Consider the following 17,812-nt stretch of genomic DNA (forward strand, 5'->3'; position numbering starts at 1 on the left):
GACCGCACCAGGACCCGACGCAGGTACGGGCCGGGAACACCGAGCCGGGCCGCCCAGGCGGCCAGCTCAACCGGACGAGGTGCCGCCGCGCTCCTTCGCCAGGCCAGCGCTGCGTCAAGTCGTTCCGACGCGGCCGTCGCGGGGAACACCGGCACCAGGGCGTCGGCTACCCGACCCCTCGGCACGTCCCCGAGCGCCTCCCAGATCAGCCCGGACATGACCGGTGCGGAGGCCAGCGGGCGGAGCTGGTCCACCGGGAAGCCCAGTCGGGCGCTCCACCGCACCCAGTCGCTCAGCGTGGGCCCGCCCGGTTCGAACCGGGCCAACAGCCGGTCCGCCACCTGCTGCCCCTGGAGCCGCAGTTGGTCCCTCGCCCCGGTGGGAGGCACCCCGCCCGCAGCCTCCCGGAGCTGGCCGCCGAGCGCCACCGCCAGGTCGATCGGAGATACGTCCAGCCGCTCGGCCGCCGCCTCCAACGCGACGGGACCGCCGAGGCCGGCGGCAACGGCCAAGGTGGCCACACCCGTCGCGGCCAGGCGCCGGCCCTCCAGCGCCGCCCGCACGTGTTCGTCGGGCAACTCGTGCAGCAGTTCCAGGGACACCCCGAGCTCGCGCAGTTCCCCCAACCTCGGCCGGTCGGCGGGCGCCAACTCCAGTCGGCGGGACAATCGCATCAACCACACGAGATCGCTGTTGGTGCGTACCCCGGAGTTGGCCAGTTCCGACCGCAACCGGTCAGCCCACGTCCCCTCGTCGGGCTCGACGTCCCGCGAGCCCGCGGCGGCCCGCGCCAGCACGTCACCGATCGCGGTGACGTCGTCCGGGGGCACCCCCAACTCGCGGACCACACCGAAGAGCGGCCCCGGCCCGGCGAGCCCCATGGCCCGAGAGATGGTCAGCAGGTCGAGCGGTACCGTGCCGAGCACCTCGACCAGATCGACCAGGTCACGGACCTCGTCCTCGCCGAATCGCAGGGCGGTGGCCAGTCGGTCGACCTCGGTCGGGTCGATCCGCAGCCGTCCGTCGGTCAGCAGTCGGGCGGCCTGAGCGGCCGGAACCCCCACGCGCTCGACCCACCGCACCTCCTGCGGATCCGTCATCAGATCGCCGAGTGGGAGCGGTTTCGGTGCGTCGGGGGGAGTCAGCTCCACCGGGAAGGTCGCCGCCGGCACCGGAACGCCAGGCTCGACGTCCGTATCGGTCGACGAGGTCGGCGGAGCGAGATGCGGCAGGTTCAACGCCGCCAACCGATCGTGCAGGCTCCGGTAGGCGGTGGCCACCTCTCCGGCCTCGTCCAGCGACCCCTTCTCGGCCCGCGCCAACGCGCTCCGGTACGCCTCGACGGCGGCCAGCGCGTCGGCGGCGCCCGGACGGCCCTCGTCGGCCAACCGCCGCAGCTCGACGAGCCGGTCCGGCACCGCCCAACTGACCAGCCGCGCCTGCGCCCGGGCCACGACCAGCTCGTCCTCGACCGCGTTCCTATCGGCGGGGACAGCCGGCGGGGTGGACGGTGTGGACCGGGACTCCTGCCTGGCTCTGCCGATGGGCACCGGCTCCGCATCGGCTTCCACCGGACTACCGGTCCACCAGAGCGGGTCCATCGAGTCGTCCAGGCTCATCTGCGCGAGTGCCGCATCGACGTCGTCGGTCGACCGCACGACCGGCTCGGCCATCGTCACCCCGAAGGCCAGCCGGTTCTCGAAGTCCGTCAGGTCCGACCGCAGCCAGTGGTTCTCGACTGGCCCGCTCGTCACCGGCACCAGCAGCACCGGTTTGTCCCGCTCGCCCCTGGGTAGGTCCTGGTGCAACAGTTGGCCCACCAGCACCAGCAGCGCCGCGCCACCGGGGACCGGCAAGCCCACCGGAAGAAGATCGGCATCCGCCTGGTAGGCGAGCACGATCGCACCCTCGACCGGGGCGACGAGGTGCCGTTGCGCCACCGGCCCCAGCCACCAGACACCGCTGCCGTCCCTGGTGCGTCGCGCCAACGACCCGCCGATCCAGCTCCGGTCCTGGCCGAGGATCTGCTGCACGTACTCGGAGGTCAGTCCGTCGGACGGCCAGGTCGTGTCCGGATGGGCAAGCCACTCCAGGAGTCGGGCGAGTTCCTGCTTGGCGCGACGCTCGTCGTCCTGCGGGACCAAGCGGCGGAAATCGGTGAGGAGCCAACTCCGGATCGGCTCACCGGTGTCCCTGGGCGCGTTCGACTCGTATCCGTCACCGAAGTCGAGGTCGGCCCGATAGCCGGTGAGGGACAGCAGAGCCCGCGTCACCACGACGAGGCGTGGCACGGTGACGTGACCGATGCCGAAGGCGTACGCCGTGGCGAAGCCGACCGGGAGCAGTTCCGCACGAGTGATGCCGAGCGTGGCGGCCAAGCCGGTCAGCACGTCGACCAGTTGAGACTCCGACAGCGACTGTGGTGCCGGCTCCACCGCTCCCACCAGGGCGGCCGTCAGCGTGAACGGGTCGATGTCGAAGTCGCCCGTGTCCGATATGTGTTTGAGCTGCGGATCGTCGATGTCGACGTCGTACCCGGGGCCGAACTGCGGATCGTCGACGTCGCCCTCGGCAACGAAGGCGCTGGTCAGGAGCTGTCTGGTCCACGGCTCCGCCGTCTCGCCAGGGGGCAGTTCGTCCAGCTCGGGTGGTTCGAGGACGGGCCGGTGGACCTGCACCAGACTCAGGTCACCCCGACTGTCCGGGATACCGGTGAACAGCTCGGCCAGCAACAGTCCGAGTTGAACGATCGTCCACGGGGTGTCTCGGTCGGGTGCACCGACCACGATCCTCGGCATACCGTGATCGGGCTCCACCGGCACCGGCAGCGCGGTCGAGGGCTCGTCGGTGGCGTGCACCCAGAGCGTCTGCCCCACCGGCCTGATCCGCCAGTCCACCTGGTTGTTCCGTGTGAAGAGGCCGCCCCCGAGATTGATCAGCGACTCAAGGGTGTTGGTGAGGTGGAAATCGGGCCATTGCGGTTCCGGGTGCACGGTGAAGTAGTCGGCGAAGAGACTCATCGACTGGGCATGCCACCGCGAGTACGGGACGAAGTGGTCAAACAGTGCATCGGCCGGGTCGATCTGGAAGCCGGCCGCGTCGGAGACGGCCATCATCTGCCCCGTGCCGATAGTCGACGCCAGCTCCACCGCCTGAGTCGGCGTCAGTGAATCGGAGGTCACCACCTCCACCAGGGCGTCCGCAGGCAGTCTGGGCACGATGCCGGCAAGACGTGACAGTGCGTTCTCGGCTCGCCCCAGCTCCACCACCACGGTCGGGCGAGAGTGGTGCACCAGTCGCGGGGAGTAGTCCTGCCGCTCGGCCGACGCCCGCCACAGGTGGGTCCCGGCCTCGCTCGTCTCGGCCCTGTACCGGGAGAGCGACGGCACCTTCGCGGCAGGAACTTTCTGCCAGTCCCGCACCGAACCGCCGGTCGAGAACTCCAGGCCCGCGCGGTACGCCGCGCCTTCCAGACCGAGCCGGAACATCATGGTGCCGGTATCGAAGTCACGGGCCGCCTGGTCGATCATCCGCGCTTCGAGCAGTTCACGTACGGGCGGACTGAACTGCTCAATCCCTCTGACCTTGAACACCTGGGCCGCGTTCCGGATAGCCAACTGCGCCGCTCTGATGTGTAGGTTGCTGTGGTCTTGATCGATCCTTGTGTAGTGGTTCCACCACAGGTTCAGTGCCAATGGATAGCGCTCGTCGTCGAGACGCAGTGGCTGTGCCCACAGGGCGTCCTGCACGTGCCCGGCGCGGGTCACCCGGTCCATGGCCTCACGGTCGTTGGTGGCACCCGCGACGAGCCGGCCCATCAGCATGTACTGCTCGGCATGGACCCCCTCGTGCGCGAGACCCGCCAGCATGTAGTCGACCGAATCCGACTGCCCGACCTCCAACTCCCAGGTCGTGCCGTCGAACCTGGCCGCATGATGCTCATCCGACACGTCGGCGACGCTGGTGTAAGCCGAAGGAACGTCGGCGTCGGCACCCCTGCGGAGGTGCCCGAAGATCAAATCGGTCTTCTTCTGCCATGCGCGGCGCTGCCGGTCCCCGCCGCCCAGGGTGTGGTACTCCTTCCGTGCCCGAACTCGGAGTTCCGCCCACAGGGCCGGGCCTGTCGCCCACAGCGAACCGTACTCATCGACGACCTTGCGCGGTGGCCAGACCTCGACGCCGCGAACGAGCGTCGTGCCACGATTTCCGGCCGGGTCGGCGAGCATCGCAGCGAGCATGGCGGCGAGCGCAGCGTCCAGGTCCCCCAGGTCCGGTGGGGTCACCCGATGGAAGTGGTCGTCCTTGCGGCGTACCGAGAAATTCGGGTTCTCCGCCACCTTGTGCAGGGTGACCTCACCGGTGTCCGGATCCACCGATACCAGCCACCCGGCGACGACGGTGCTCCCGGGGAACTGCCCCAGGACGTCGGGGGCCGTCGGTGGCGCCGCTTCCGTGGCTGGGCTCCCCCACACGTCGATACCACCGCGCGCCACGACCGCGTACACCATCTCGCCGTCGGCGGGCATCCGGTGCAACCGGTCGACCCCGAAACCCACCAGGCCGTTCGCCATGCCCGCGACACCGTCGAACACCGGCATGACGCCGTCCGGGCCGTCGTGTACGCGCTGCTGCAGACCGGTGGTGAAGGCAAGCTCCGGCGGGATCGGCACCGAGGCCCAGAGCGTCTCCGTCTCCCAGCCCGGCCGCCGGCTCTTGGCAAACCAGGCGGGCCAGTTCCGCCGTAGTTGTTTCTCGGTGTACCCCGGAGGCACCACGATGGCGGGAACGCTCGGTGCCGAGGCGGCCGCAGCCGTCCCCGCCGAGGACAACCCGGAGCCGCCCCGCCGCGCTGAGGACGACCCGGAGCCGCCCCGCCGTGACGACGACGAGCCGGGCGCGCCGCCCAGCACCCGGGGCATCCACTCGCCGTTGACCAGGCGAAGGTCGACCGTCAGCTCGTTGGTCTCCGGGTGCAGACCGTGCACCCCGGCATCGTCGACGAACACCGGGATCTCGACCCGCTGGAAGCGGCCCTCCATCCACTGCCGCACGGAGACGCGACCGACAAGCCCACTCCCCGTCGCCGTGACCGGACCGTACGCCACGACCTCGGTCAGCTCGGTGATGCGCTCCCGCAACCGGTCGATCTCCGACTGGGCCCGCGCCACCTCCGTCGACGTGTCAGCGCCGACACCGTCCGCACGCAGGCGCACCAGATGCTCCGCCCACCTGGTGAGATGCTCCCGCATCGTGGCCAGGCGCACCCGACCGGCGTCCTCGGGCTGCTGCCCCATCGCCGACCCAACCACGCTCTCGTCGAGGTCCATCGGGTCGGCGGCCGCATCGTCCTCCACGGCGACAACGACCGGATCGGCCATCGTCACCCCGAGGCTGAGCCGGTTCTCCGTCTCTGTCAACTCGGCCCGCAGCCAATCGCTGTCGGCCGGGGCAGAGATCACCGGGACCAGCAGCACCGGAGTGCCCCACTCCTCCTCCGGTAGCTGTCGCCGCACCAGTTGGCCCACCCGCACCAGCAGGGCGGCACCCCCGGGGACCGGCATCCCCACCGGCAGAAGATCAGCACCAGCCGCGTACGCGAGCACGAGGGTGTCCTCGACGGGAGCGACGAGGTGCCGCTGCACCACCCGCCCCAACCACCAGACCCCACTGCCGTCCGGCGTCCGCTGCGACAGCAACTGGTCGGTCCAACTCCTGTCCCTGCCGACCACCTGCTGTAGGTACTCGGAGGACAGTCCCTCGGCGGGCCAGGTCGTGCCCGGATGTCCGAGCCACTCCAGCAGCCGCAAGAGTTCGTGCTTGGCACGACGCTCGTTGTCGTCCGGCACCAGGCTGCGGAAACTGTTCAGGATCCGGCTCTCGTCCGGCTGTTCCCTCCCCCGGTCGGGCAGGGCCTGCAACGCCCGCGTCACCACGGTCAGACGTGGCACGGTGACATGACCGATGCCGTGAGCGAACGCCGTGACAAAACCCACCGGAAGGAGTTCCTCGCGGGTCACGCCGAGCCTGGCGGCCAGGCCGGTCAACACCTCGACCAGGTGGGAGTCCGACATCGCCTGCGGTGCCGGGTCCACCGCACCCACCAGAGCAGCCGTCAGCACGTACGGGTCGATGTCGAAGTCCTCGATCTTCGACGTGTGGGTGAGCCTCGGGTCGTCGACGCCGCGCTCACCGAAGGCGCTGACCAGGAGCTGCCGGGTCCACGGTGCGGCGGTCTCGACGGGGGGCAGGTCGTGCAGCTCGGGTGGCTCCAGGACAGGCCGGTGAATCTGCACCAGGTCCGGCATACCGCGACTGTCCGGAACACCGGTGAACTGCTCGGCCAGCAGCAGCCCGAGCTGGACGATCGCCCAGGGGGTGTCCCGACCGGGAGCGCCGACGACGATCCTCGGCATCCCGTTGTGAGGCTCCACCGGCACCGGCAACGCTCCGGCCGGCTCGTCGGAAGCACGCACCCAGAGCGTCTGTCCCACCGGCCTGATCTGCCAGTCGCTCAGGTCCTGCCGGATGAAGACCCCGCCTCCGACGTTGTACAGCGGCTTCAGCGCGTAGTTGAGTCGGAGCAAGGGCCGTTGCGGTTCGGTGTGGACGGTGAAGTAGTCGGCGAAGATGCTCATCGACTGTGTGTGCCACCGCGAGTACGGCACGAAGTGGTCGAACAGTGGATCGGCCGGATCGATCCGAGGACCGGACGAGGCGGAGACGGCCACCATCTGTCCCTCGCCGACCGTCGCCGCCAGCTCCACTGCCTGGGTCGGCGTCAGTGGATCGGAGGTCACCACCGCCACCAGAGCGTCCGCCGGCAGCCGGCGCACGATGTCGGCAAGGCGGGACAGCAAGTTCTCGACTGGCCCCAACTCCACCACCACGGTGGGGCGAGAGTGGTGCACCAGCCGCGGGGAGAAGTCCTGCCGCTCGGTCGACGCCGGCCACAGGTGAGTGCCGACCTCGCTTGTCTCGGCCCGGTAGCCGGCGAGCGGCGGCACCCCGGCGGCAGAGACCTCCCGCCAGTCCCGCACCGAACCGCCGGCTGAGAACTCCAGAGCCGCGCGGTACGCCGGGCCTTCGAAACCGAGCCGAACCAGCAGAATGCCCAGTTCGAAGTGGTGTGCCGTCCGGCTGACCAGCCGCGCTGTCAGCAACTGGCGAACGGGTGCGCTGAACTGCCCCATCCCCAGGAGCTTGACCAACTGGGCTTCGGTCCGCCTGCGCAGCAGTGCCGCATCTTGGCGCGCGCTCCCGATCTGGACATCGAGGCTTGAATGGTGTTGCCACCACAACCGCAGTGCCAGCGAGTAGCGTGGATCGCCGCGATCAAGCGGCTGTGCCCGCAACGCCGCAACCACATCGGCGTTCTCAGTGATCAGCTTTATGGTCTCGTCGTCATTGCTGGCACCGGCAACAAGCCGCCCCATCAGCGCGTACTGCTCGGCGTGGAGCCCCTCGTGCGCGAAGAACGCGAGCCTGTCGTCGACGGAGTTCGACTCTCCGAGCTCCACCGTCCAACTCTCGCCCACGAATGTGGCTGAGGAGCCCTCTTCCGACAAGTCGGTGACGACGGTGCTGGCTGCGGGAATGCCGTCGGTGCCGGCGTTGAGGTGCCGGAAGAGCAGGTCGCTGGCCTCCTGCCAGGCACGGCTCTGGCCGCTCCCACTGCCCAGGGCGCGGTAGTCGCTGCGGGCCAGACGCCGCAGCTCCGCCCAGTAGGCCGGGTTCGTCGCCTTCAGCGACCCGTAGCCCTCGCTGACCCTGCTTGGCGTCCACCCCGCACTCCCGCGAGTGAGCGTCGTGCCGCGATCTCCCGCGAGGCGGGTGAGCATGGCGGCGAGCGCACCGTCCAGAGCCGTCAACCCGGGTGTGGGTGAGCCTTCTCGGTACACCGCCAGGTTGGGGTTCGCCGCCGCCTGGCCCAGGATGACCTGACCGGTGTGCGGGTCCACCGACACCGGCCATCCGGCGACGACCCTGGTCCCGGTGAACTGGCCCAGGACGTCGGGTGCGGTGCGCGGTGCCGCCGCCGTGGCCGGGCTTCCCCACACGTCGATCCCGCCGGACGCCACGACGGCATAGACCATCTCGCCGTCGGCGGGCATCCGGTGCAACCGGCCGACTCCGAAGCCCACCAGCCCGTTCGCCATGCCTGCGGTGCCGCCGAACACCGGCAGGATCCCACCCGGGTCACCGTCCGGAGTCACCCGCTGCTGCAGGCCGGTGGTGAAGGCAAGCTCCGGCGGAATCGGTACGGAGGCCCAGAGCGGTCTCGTCTCCCAGTCCGGCCGCCGGCTCTCGACATACCGGTCGGGCAAGGTCCGCCGCAGGTTCTGCTCGGTGTAACCGGCAGGCACCACGATGGCGGAAGCACTCGGTGTCGCACCGGGCACGGCCGTCCTAGCCGCCGACGATGGTCCGGGCCCGCTCCGCCGAGCTGACGACGAACCCACCCGTCGCTGCGACGAGCCGGGCGCGCCGCCTAGGAGGCGGGGCGTCCACTCACCGTCGACCAGGCGAAGGTCACCGGTGATCTCGCCTGTCTCCGGGTGGGTGCTGTGCACCCCCGCCTCATCGACGAGCACCGGGACTCGCAGCCAATCGAGCCGACCGTCTGATGCCGAGATCCGCACCCTGGCGTGGCTGGTCAGGCCCGATGCCTTCGCCGTCACCGGACCGTCGCCCACGAGCCTGGTCAACTCGGTGATCCGACTGTGCCGATGGTGAATGTCGGCCTGGATGTTCCACTCACGGGTGGACAGATCGGCTATACGCCGGATCGCGTCGGCCATTCGGACCTGGTCCTGGCCCGCCCGGTCACGCTCCCGCTTCGCTTCTTCCAGGCGCGACCGCAGTCTTCGCAACTCCTCCGCCCGCGCCATCAGTTCGCGCCGCATTCCGGCGAGATGGGCCGGCCCCACGGCCACCTGTGGCGTCGTCTCGGGACGAATCACCGGCTCCGTGAGCATCAGGTTCAAACGCTCCATGCGGAACTGACCGAACCGCACCCGATCATCGAGCCGAGCCAGACCGGTCCGCAGCCCGTCGGCGTCCACCAACTCGGACGTCACCGGCACCAGCAGCAGGGGAAGGGGATCTGGTCCCCACTGCCTCGGCAGGCGTTCCCGGACCGCCACGGCGGTCATCGCCAGGGCCGCGACGCCGGCAGGTACCGGCATCTGCGCCGGCATGAGATCCGTGTTCGCCGCGTATCCCACGACGATATGGCCGGGAACTGCGGACACCTCGTGCTGCTCGGTCGGTGGCCCCAGCCACCAGGTCTCCTCGCCGGAGTCGAGTCGCCGGGGCGACAGCGCCGGGCTCTCCCGCCACTGACGGTCGTCGTCGAAGGCGGCGGCCAGCTCGGCCATGGTCAGGCTCACGGCGTTCCCCTCCGAGGGCCGCGCTTCGACCAGTTCGAAGAGCCGTAGGAGACCGGTGACGTCACCGTGATCGTCCGAGTTGTGGCCGACCGCCTGTAGCAGATACCGGACCGCGAGATCGCCGGCCGGCATGGGAACGCCGGGGGCCGTGTCGAGCAGTGCCCTGAGCAGTCGCTGCGCCTGGCGTAGACGTGGCTCGGTCACCCCACCGACGCCGTACGCCATGGCGGTGACGTAGCCGACCGTCAGCAACTCCGACCGGGTCACGCTGAGCCGGTCGGTCAACTCGTCGATCGCGACGACAAGCTGCTCGGGCATCACCTCCGCCGGCCGGGCGTCCACTGCACCGAGCAGGGCGTACGTCAGCAGATGCCGGTCGAGACCGAGGTCTCCTGCCGACGCGTCGATCCGCGGCTCGTTTCGGTCGATGTCCGCGCCGAAGATCAGCGAGGGCAACCGGTCAGTCCAGCCCGGTGCGTTCGGCTCCGGCTCGATCGAGAGCCTGGGCAGCGGAGGTGCCTTGACGACAGGTCGGTGAACCTGGAGAAGGCGTGGATCCGACGCGGCGTTCGGCACTCCGGTGAGGTAGTCGACCAGTGCGTTCGCAACCTGGAACACACCCCACGGGGTGTCGCGGCCCGGGACCCCGACGACCAGGCGGGGTACCCCGGCCGCAGCATCGACTGGGACCGGTTGCGCCTGCGGCGATTCGTCCGCCGGGCGAACAAACAGGTTGTCACCGACCGGGACCGCCTGCCACCCCAAGACGTCGAACGTCCCACCACCGAGGCTGGACATCTGTGGTAGCCCGGAGCCCACGATCTCGGGAGCTTGTGGAACACGATGCACGGTGAAATAGGCTGCGAAGGGGATCATCGACACGTCGTGCCAGGGTGAGTGACCGACGAAGTGTTCGATCAGCCGATCATCGCCGGCGGGGGGAGTGGCCGTAGCAGCGCCGACGGCCAGCACCTGGTCGTCGGCGAGGAGTCCGGCCAGCTCGACCGCCTCCTCCGGGCTCAGCCGATGCGGTGTCACCAGGACCACCATCGCCGACGAGGGAAGCACCTCCGCCGCTTGCGACAGGACCGACGCGGCGTTTCCGGTATCGCCCACCTCGACGACGATCTGCGGGCGCGCCGGATGAACGAGTCGGGCCTGGTCCTCCAGCCGCTCGGCGTGTTCCGGCCACAGGTGGGCACCGGCCGCGTTCGTCTCGGCCCGGTATCCGGGCAGGCGCGGTGCCTCAGGGTGGACCCGTTGCCAGTCACGGACGGACCCTCCCGTGGTGAAGGCCCGCTCCACCACGTACGCCGGGATCTCCATTGGACGCGCCAGAGCGCGCACGGTCCGCTCCAGCCACAGGCGATACGAACGAGTCAGGTCGGCGGCGAGGCGGTCCCGCACCACCGGATTGAACCCGGCATCGGCCGTTGCCAACCTTTGCTTGGCCCTGCTGAGAGCAGCGGAGGCGGAGTTCCGCGCCATGAAGATGGCGCCGCCCTCGCGGTCCACAACCTTCCTGTCCCACAGAGTGCGGATGGCCGCGTCGTAACGCGTGTCCTCCACCGGAAGGGGATGCCTCCACAGCGACCCAGCGATGCTGGGCTGCGACACCATGGCCCGAAGAACGGCGAAGTCGTTCGTGGACCGCGCAACCGCTCCGAACATGACCAGATGCTGCTCGACGTGAAAGGACTCGTGAATGAACGTGGTCAGCCGTTGGTCGAGCGGACCTCTCCGACCGACATGCATGATCCAGCTATTCGGATCGAAGGACCCCTGGCCGTCGATGTCGAGGAGCAGCACTTCGATTCTCGGAGCACGGAGCCGTTCGGCGAAGCGGTCGGCGAGTTCCTGCCATGCCCCCTGTTGTCGAATCACGTCGACTTCGTCGGAGAAGGCTGCGACGTTGTCCCGGACCTGGCCACGCACCTCCGCCCAGTAGTCCGGATCCATCGACCAGAAAGACCGATAGTTCGCCGGCCGGACCGGATCGTCCTGTTCTCGGCCCAGCGCTACGCCCTGCTGGGCCACCATTACGTGGAGGAGTTCGACGATCTCGGCGTCCAGCCGGTCGACGTCGGGGAGTCCGACCGTCGCACCGGTCTCGTCACGGACATCGACCAACGGGTTGGGCCGTACCGGCCCCAAGCGGACCGCACCGGACGCGTCGACGGACACCCGCCACGCGGCGAGCACGTTGTTGCCCGTTACCTGACCCAGCACCTCGGGTACCGATGGGGAAACCGCCGCCAAGGCCGGGCTCGCCGATACGTCAATACCGCCCGGAGCAAGGGCGACATAAATGACGTCGCCGTCCAGCGGGATCCGGGGAAGTCGCCCCACTCCGAATCCCACCAGCCCGTTGGCCATTCCGGCGGACCCTTCGAGCACGGGCCGCAGCACGTGCACATCAGCGTGGTCCTCGGTCGTCCTCGCCTCCAGACCGATCGTGAAGGCCACCTCGGGCGGTAGTGCGACGACGGCGAACAGCGGGGTGGCTGTCCAGTCCGACCGTTGGCTTGGCCGGTACTGCTGCGGCATGCCATCCAACAACCTGCGCAGCGTCGTCCCCGAGGCGCTGGCGGCGGGACTGGCATCGACCGGTCCGGCTGTCGCGGAAGGGCCGACCGGGGATCCCCACGCCGGGGCGAGGCCAGGACCACCGCCACGCAACGGGCGCAACCACTCCCCCCGGTCCAGGTGGAACTCACCGGTCAGGGCACCCGTGTCCGGGTGTCTGCTACGCACGCCCGCCTCGTCGACGCGCACTGGGATTCGGACGTATCCGGCGCGCCCCTCCACCGCCTGCCGCACCCAGACGTAGCTGTGCAGAACGCCGTCCGGCGTCTCCTCGATCGGCTCATGCTTAGTGATCTTGGTCAGCTCGGCGATTCGCGTCCGCTGACGATCGACCTCGGCAGCGATCTCCCACTCCCGTGCGGCCAGGTCGGCAGTCCCGGAGGAGGCAGCCGGTTCCTCGGCGTCCCGGCCATGGTCTATGGCAGTCGATGCGGAGCGCAACTCCCAGAGCTCGGTGCCTGTCTCGATGAACGTGCGCCGCATCTCGGCCAGGCGCGCCTCCAGCTCTGCGGAGCGCTGCTCGATGACCGGCGGGTGATCCGCCCACTCTTCGGCAGTCTCGCCGGACGGGGAAGGCACGGGCGGGGTCTCGACGTCCACGCTGACCGGCCGATGGTCCGCGTCGAGCAGCACCACCGTGGTGGCCGCGTCGCGCAGCGCGACCATCCGCCAGTCGTCGGTGAGTGGAACCTTGATCGGTGTGGTGTCCGACTCCGGTGTCCCGATCCACCACACGTCCTCGCCGTCCGGCAGCAGCCAGGCCACCGCCGGCCCGCCGTTCGGTGCCCGGTAGGACACCAGCGCTGCCGATTCCGGGGCGGCGCGCAGCGTGGCACGCAGCACGTCGGCGGCGATCGGCTGGGCTGACCCGCCGACCATCGTCGGCACGTCGGCAACGGCGACGGGCAGCACCTTTCGGAGTAGAGCCGCCGCCTCCGGCTCGGTACCGGCTCGGACCAGGTGGATCGCGGCGGCCAGGCTCCCGGGCGGGATGATCACCCGCAGTGCCCGCTGGATCTCCTCCAGGTCGGCCAGCAGGGCCTCGACGCGTCGGCGGCCAGGCTCCTCCTTGGCGACGATCCGGTCGTACGCGGCCCGCAGCGCCATTCGTCCGGCCACGTGTGACCACGGCAGCACCCGTACCGACGTGGCGTCGTCCCACGACGCCTCCCGGCCTCGCGCGTCGACCGGTACCAGTTGGTCTGCACGGGCCTCGCCCACCGGCACCTGCACCTGGAGGCGGTAGAGGTCGGCGAGGTTACCGAGGCCCTCCGGGTCGTCCGGGAGCGGCTGCCCCCCGGTGGCCCAGCGGTCGAGGTCCCACGGCACCAGCACCAGCGAGTCGGGGAACCGCTGTCCGCGCAGGTAGTCCAGGCCGACCGCGGAACGCGGCGTCTCCTCGATCAGGTGGATCAGCGTGCCGTCGTCCGGCGCCGGGGTGGCGACCGCGACCGCATGGGCGTACAGGTGCGCCGTCTGGGTCATCGCGCCGGTGAGCACGAATCGGCCCGGAACGGCCATGATCTCCTTGCAACCGTCGCCGCCGGGCACCTGATACCTCGCCTTGTCGCCACTTCATGCGGGTCGCCGCCACTGCGTCACGCCGCACCCGTCGTACACCATGGCACCCCGAAGCGGGATGCCCGAAAGTCCCCATTCGGGCCGTGGTCTCGTCCCCACGGAGTCAGAAGATGTTGCGACCCACCTCGACCATGTGTCGGAACGCGCCGAGCACGCCCAGCGCCAACGGCACCATGAGCAGACTGGTGATCACGCCGAACACCTCGGCCCGGCTGCGGCGACGGGCCGAGGGGTGCACCATCGGCCCGTCCCGTGGCGGCTCGGGCGTCGAGGGACGCAGCAGGCTCAGCGCCACCCCGGCTCCGGCGACGCCGAGCCCGGCCAGCACCAACACGACCAGGGTCGCGCCGGGACCCGCGCCGAACATCCCGACGACCGCGAGGATCAGGCTGAAGCAGCCGACCAGCGCGGCGATGCCGAGTAGGAGCAGTTCGGCGGAGAACGCCACGAGCCGACAGCGGGCCATCAACGCGATGCTCGCCACTGCGGTCAACGCGACCGCCCAGCCGCCGCCGTTCCAGGCCAGCACCGGGAGCGCTGCGGCCAACGCCAACGCCGGGCCGACGAGCACCACCGAGAGCAGGCGGTGGGAACGGTCGACCAGGCCGACCGTGACCGGCAGGGCGGCCGTCTGGTCGGGTGGTCGGCGTTGTCCCCACGACGCCACGGTGGCGGCGATCCGCCGGGCCACCGCGATGATCCCCATCGCCGTCACGGTGACCACCGCGGCGGCACCGGCGCGGTCGGTGTCCAGCGCCCGGATCAGGGACACCAGCGCCAAGCCGACGGTCAGGTGCAACTGCACCACGACCAACGCGGCCGTCGGGATGACCACCAGCGCCATCAGCGCGGCCAGGCAGGCGCCGAACACCGCGCCGTCCCAGCGGTACGCCGACACACCCAGCACCCGGGTCACCAGCATGCCGGCCGCCGCCAGACACGGCACCGAGGTCAACGCGACCGCCATCCGCAGCCAGTCCGGCACCACCTCGCGGTGCTGGGTGAGGCTCCACGCTCCGGCGAGCAGCCCCAACCCGGCCAGGACGAGCCCGGCGGCGGTGCCGGCACCCCCCTCGAACCGGAGTCCCGCCGTGATCGCGGCCACCGTCGTCCAGAGCAGACCAAGGCTGAGGACGATCGTGCCGCCGCGAAGTCGCTGCTGACGATGCCGGTGGGTCTCGTCGGCGACGAGTTCCTCGATCTCCTCCACCAGCGGCGCGTCGTTCGGCTCCTGGGCCGCGTCGCGGAGATACAGCACCTGGCCGTCGACCACGCCGACGTCGAGCAGGGTGGCGTCCAGCGGCAGCGGCGGGTGGCCGGCCGGCGCCAGGGACCAGGCCGGCGGGAGCACGTCGGCCCGGTCCTGGCCGCACATCTCGGCCAGGCGGGCGGAGTACTCGCCGACCGGCGCCCCGGAGGGCACCGACACGTCCAGTCGGCGGCGGGTGCCGACCACCGTGATCCGGCTCCGTTCGCCGCTCATCGGTCCTCCCTGCACCCGAGCCGTGTCATCCGGCCACCTCCAGGTCGTCGACGTGCAGGTCGTCGGCCTCCAGGGTGCTCAGCTCGGCGGTGCTGGGCGCGTCCATCTCGGCGATTCGGGCCGCGTGCCGCTCGGTCATCATCTGGAAGACCTTGCGGGCGAACCGGCCGTTGCCGAAGCCCTCGCCCCGCTGGATGCCGTCGAAGTAGGTCAGCAGCGCGGCGCGACCGCCCTCCGCGACGTGGTACTGGTGCCGGCTCGCCTGCTTCTCCACGATCTGGACCAGTTCCACCGACGAGTAGTCCGCGAAGGTCAGCGTGCGGGAGAAGCGGGAGGAGAGGCCCGGGTTGGCCGCGACGAACTGCCGCATCTCGTCCGGGTAGCCGGCGACGATCACCACCACCTCGTCGCGGTGGTCCTCCATCAGCTTCACCAGCGTCGAGATCGCCTCCTGGCCGAAGTCGGTGCCACCACCGGTCGGCACCAGGGCGTACGCCTCGTCGATGAAGAGCACCCCGCCGAGGGCCTTGCGGAAGGCCGCCTGGGTCTTCGGTGCGGTGTGGCCCACGTACTCGCCGACCAGCGTGCCCCGGTCCACCTCGATCAGGTGTCCGCGTTCGAGCATGCCCAGCGCGGCGAGCAACTGCCCGTAGAGCCGGGCCACGGTGGTCTTGCCGGTGCCGGGGTTGCCGGCGAAGACCAGGTGCCGGGACATCGGCGGCGGCGCGAGACCGGCCTCCCGACGGCGCTTGACGGTCTGCACCAGCTTGACCATGGTGCCCACGTCCCGCTTGACCCGGGCCATCCCGACCAGGTCGTCGAGCTGGCCGAGCAGGTCGGCCAGTTCCGGCACCTTGCTCGTGGCACCGGCTCGGGGCGCGGCGGCGGGGCGGCGCGGACCGGGACCGGCCGGCACCGCGCGGGCGGCGACCGGCTCGGTCGGCAGGGTCGCCTCGGCGACGTCGGTGCTCCAGCACTCCTCGAAGGTCGCCCGACCCTGGTCGGTCTGGTCGACGTCGGTCGCCGCGTCGTGCACGTGGCAGCGCAGCAACGCCGGATCGGCGTCGACGCCGACGTGCACCGCCGGGTAGTCGGTTCGGGAGATGTCGCAGTCGGTCAGGCTGCCGTGCGCGCCGTCGCCGACGTACACGCCGTTCTTGCGGCACTCCCGCACAGTCAGGCTGCGGATCATCGGCGCGGCGCCCTCCCAGAGCACCAGCCCGCTGCCGCCGATGTCGGTGATCTCGCACTCTTCGAGCGTCGGCGTGGCGTACGCGTCGACGAGCACCCCGGCCGCGCCGCAGGAGGCGATCCGGCAGTGCCGGGCCAGCAGCCCGGCGTGCGGGGCGACCTCGATGCCGGTCTGCTCGACGTCGCGGACCTCGCAGTCGGTCAGCAGCGGTCGGTGCGGGGTGTCCACGCGTACGCCGGCCCGGGAGTCGCTGACGGTCAACCCGCGCAACTCGGCGTCGGCGCCGCCGTCGATCTGCACTCCGCCGAGACCGGCGCCGGTGATGGTGCCGCCCTCCACCCGCAGCAGGGCGCGGTCGGAGGCGCGTACCCCGAACTCGGGGGTGTCGGCGATCGTGCACTCGACCAGCGCGGCACTGGCCGTGCCGGTGAGGTGCACCGCGCTGTACTCGGAGCGCCGTACCTCGCAGCCGTGCATCAGGATCCGCCCGTCGTCGGCGGCGTAGAGCCCGTTGGCGGCCGAGTCGGCGAAGGCGCCGTCGGTGAGGCGCACCTCGGCGCGTTCCCGGACGGCGAGCGCGGTCTGACCGGACTGGTTGATCCGGCTGCCGGCCATCGAGAGGCGGCTGTCGCCACCGGCCAGCACGCCCGGGCCTCGGGCGGCATCCACGGTCGACTCGTCCAGGTGCAGGTGGCCGTACCCGGCGAGGAGCACCCCGGCGGAGGCGGCGCGGCTGATCGTGCACCGCCGGACCAGCACCCCGCCGGTCTCACCGGTCTCCCCCGCGCCCGGCGTTCCGGCGTGTTCGGGCCGCAGCGGCGGCCACCAGTCCGGTCCGAACGTCGCGCTGCCGCTGATCCGGATGCCCTCGGCGGCCAGGTCGTGCAGCTGGCAGTCGGTCAGCCGGGCCTGGGCACCGCCGCTGACCTCGACGCCCACGCCGCCGCTGGGCCCGATCTCGCACCGGGTGAGCGTCAGCGTGGCGTTCTCGGCCACCAGCGCGCCACCTCCGACGCCGCCCATCCGGCTGTCGGCCAGGGTGACCTGGGCGCTGCCGGCGGCCTCGACCGCGGCGCCACCGGTCTCCGTCACCTCGACCGACGTGCCCACCACCGTCGCCTGGTCGGCGACGATGAGCCCGGGAGCCGCCCCGGTACGCAGGATGGCGCAGTCCCGCAGCGTCGCTGACGCATCGCCGCTGACCTGGACCGCGCCCCCGGTGACCGTGGTCGACTCCAGCGCGAGCCGACCGGTGGCGGCGACCACCACGGCACCGGTGCCGCTCAGCACGAACCCACGGATCGTGGCCGACCCGGACCGTACGGCGAGCGCCGGACCGTGCGGCGCGACCAGTTCGACCGCGCCGCCGTCGTTCTCGGCCACCAGCGTCACCGACTTGTCGACGGTCAACGACTCGCGGTACACGCCGGCCACCACCGAGACCACCCCGCCGTCGCGGGCCGCCCGGATCGCCGAGGAGATGGTGCGGTGCCGACTCCAGGGGCGGGTGGAGACCCGTTCGATCCGGCCGGACGGCGCGCTGGCCGGGGCGGAGACCGCGGGCTGCCCCGTCACTGGGCG

At 70.8% G+C, this 17,812-nt stretch carries 3 protein-coding genes (1 of these 3 only partly in view); all 3 read right to left on the reverse strand.

All coding sequences use genetic code 11. The annotated features are described in order from the left end of the window. Window positions 1–13,496: the beginning of a hypothetical protein gene (locus tag ACZ31C_RS01300; protein WP_465793703.1), read on the reverse strand. Its footprint begins 25,339 nt before the window's first position; only the first 13,496 of its 38,835 coding nucleotides appear in the window; its start codon is at window positions 13,494–13,496; the stop codon falls past the left edge of the window. 163 nt (window positions 13,497–13,659) lie between these two features. Continuing rightward, complete coding sequence (locus ACZ31C_RS01305; RefSeq protein WP_465793704.1) at window positions 13,660–15,039, reverse strand: EsaB/YukD family protein; 1,380 nt, start codon at window positions 15,037–15,039, stop codon at window positions 13,660–13,662. Window positions 15,040–15,064: 25 nt separating this feature from the next. Then, a complete protein-coding gene (locus ACZ31C_RS01310; protein WP_465793705.1) occupies window positions 15,065–17,806 on the reverse strand; it encodes a right-handed parallel beta-helix repeat-containing protein in 2,742 nt (913 codons plus the stop codon). Between the last annotated feature and the right edge of the window lie 6 nt (window positions 17,807–17,812).

Source organism: Micromonospora sp. NPDC023869 (genome assembly GCF_055559695.1).

Excerpts from the sequence above, each read along its gene's own strand:
- ACZ31C_RS01305 (WP_465793704.1), bottom strand. The coding sequence starts at position 15,039 with ATGAGCGGCGAACGGAGCCGGATCACGGTGGTCGGCACCCGCCGCCGA.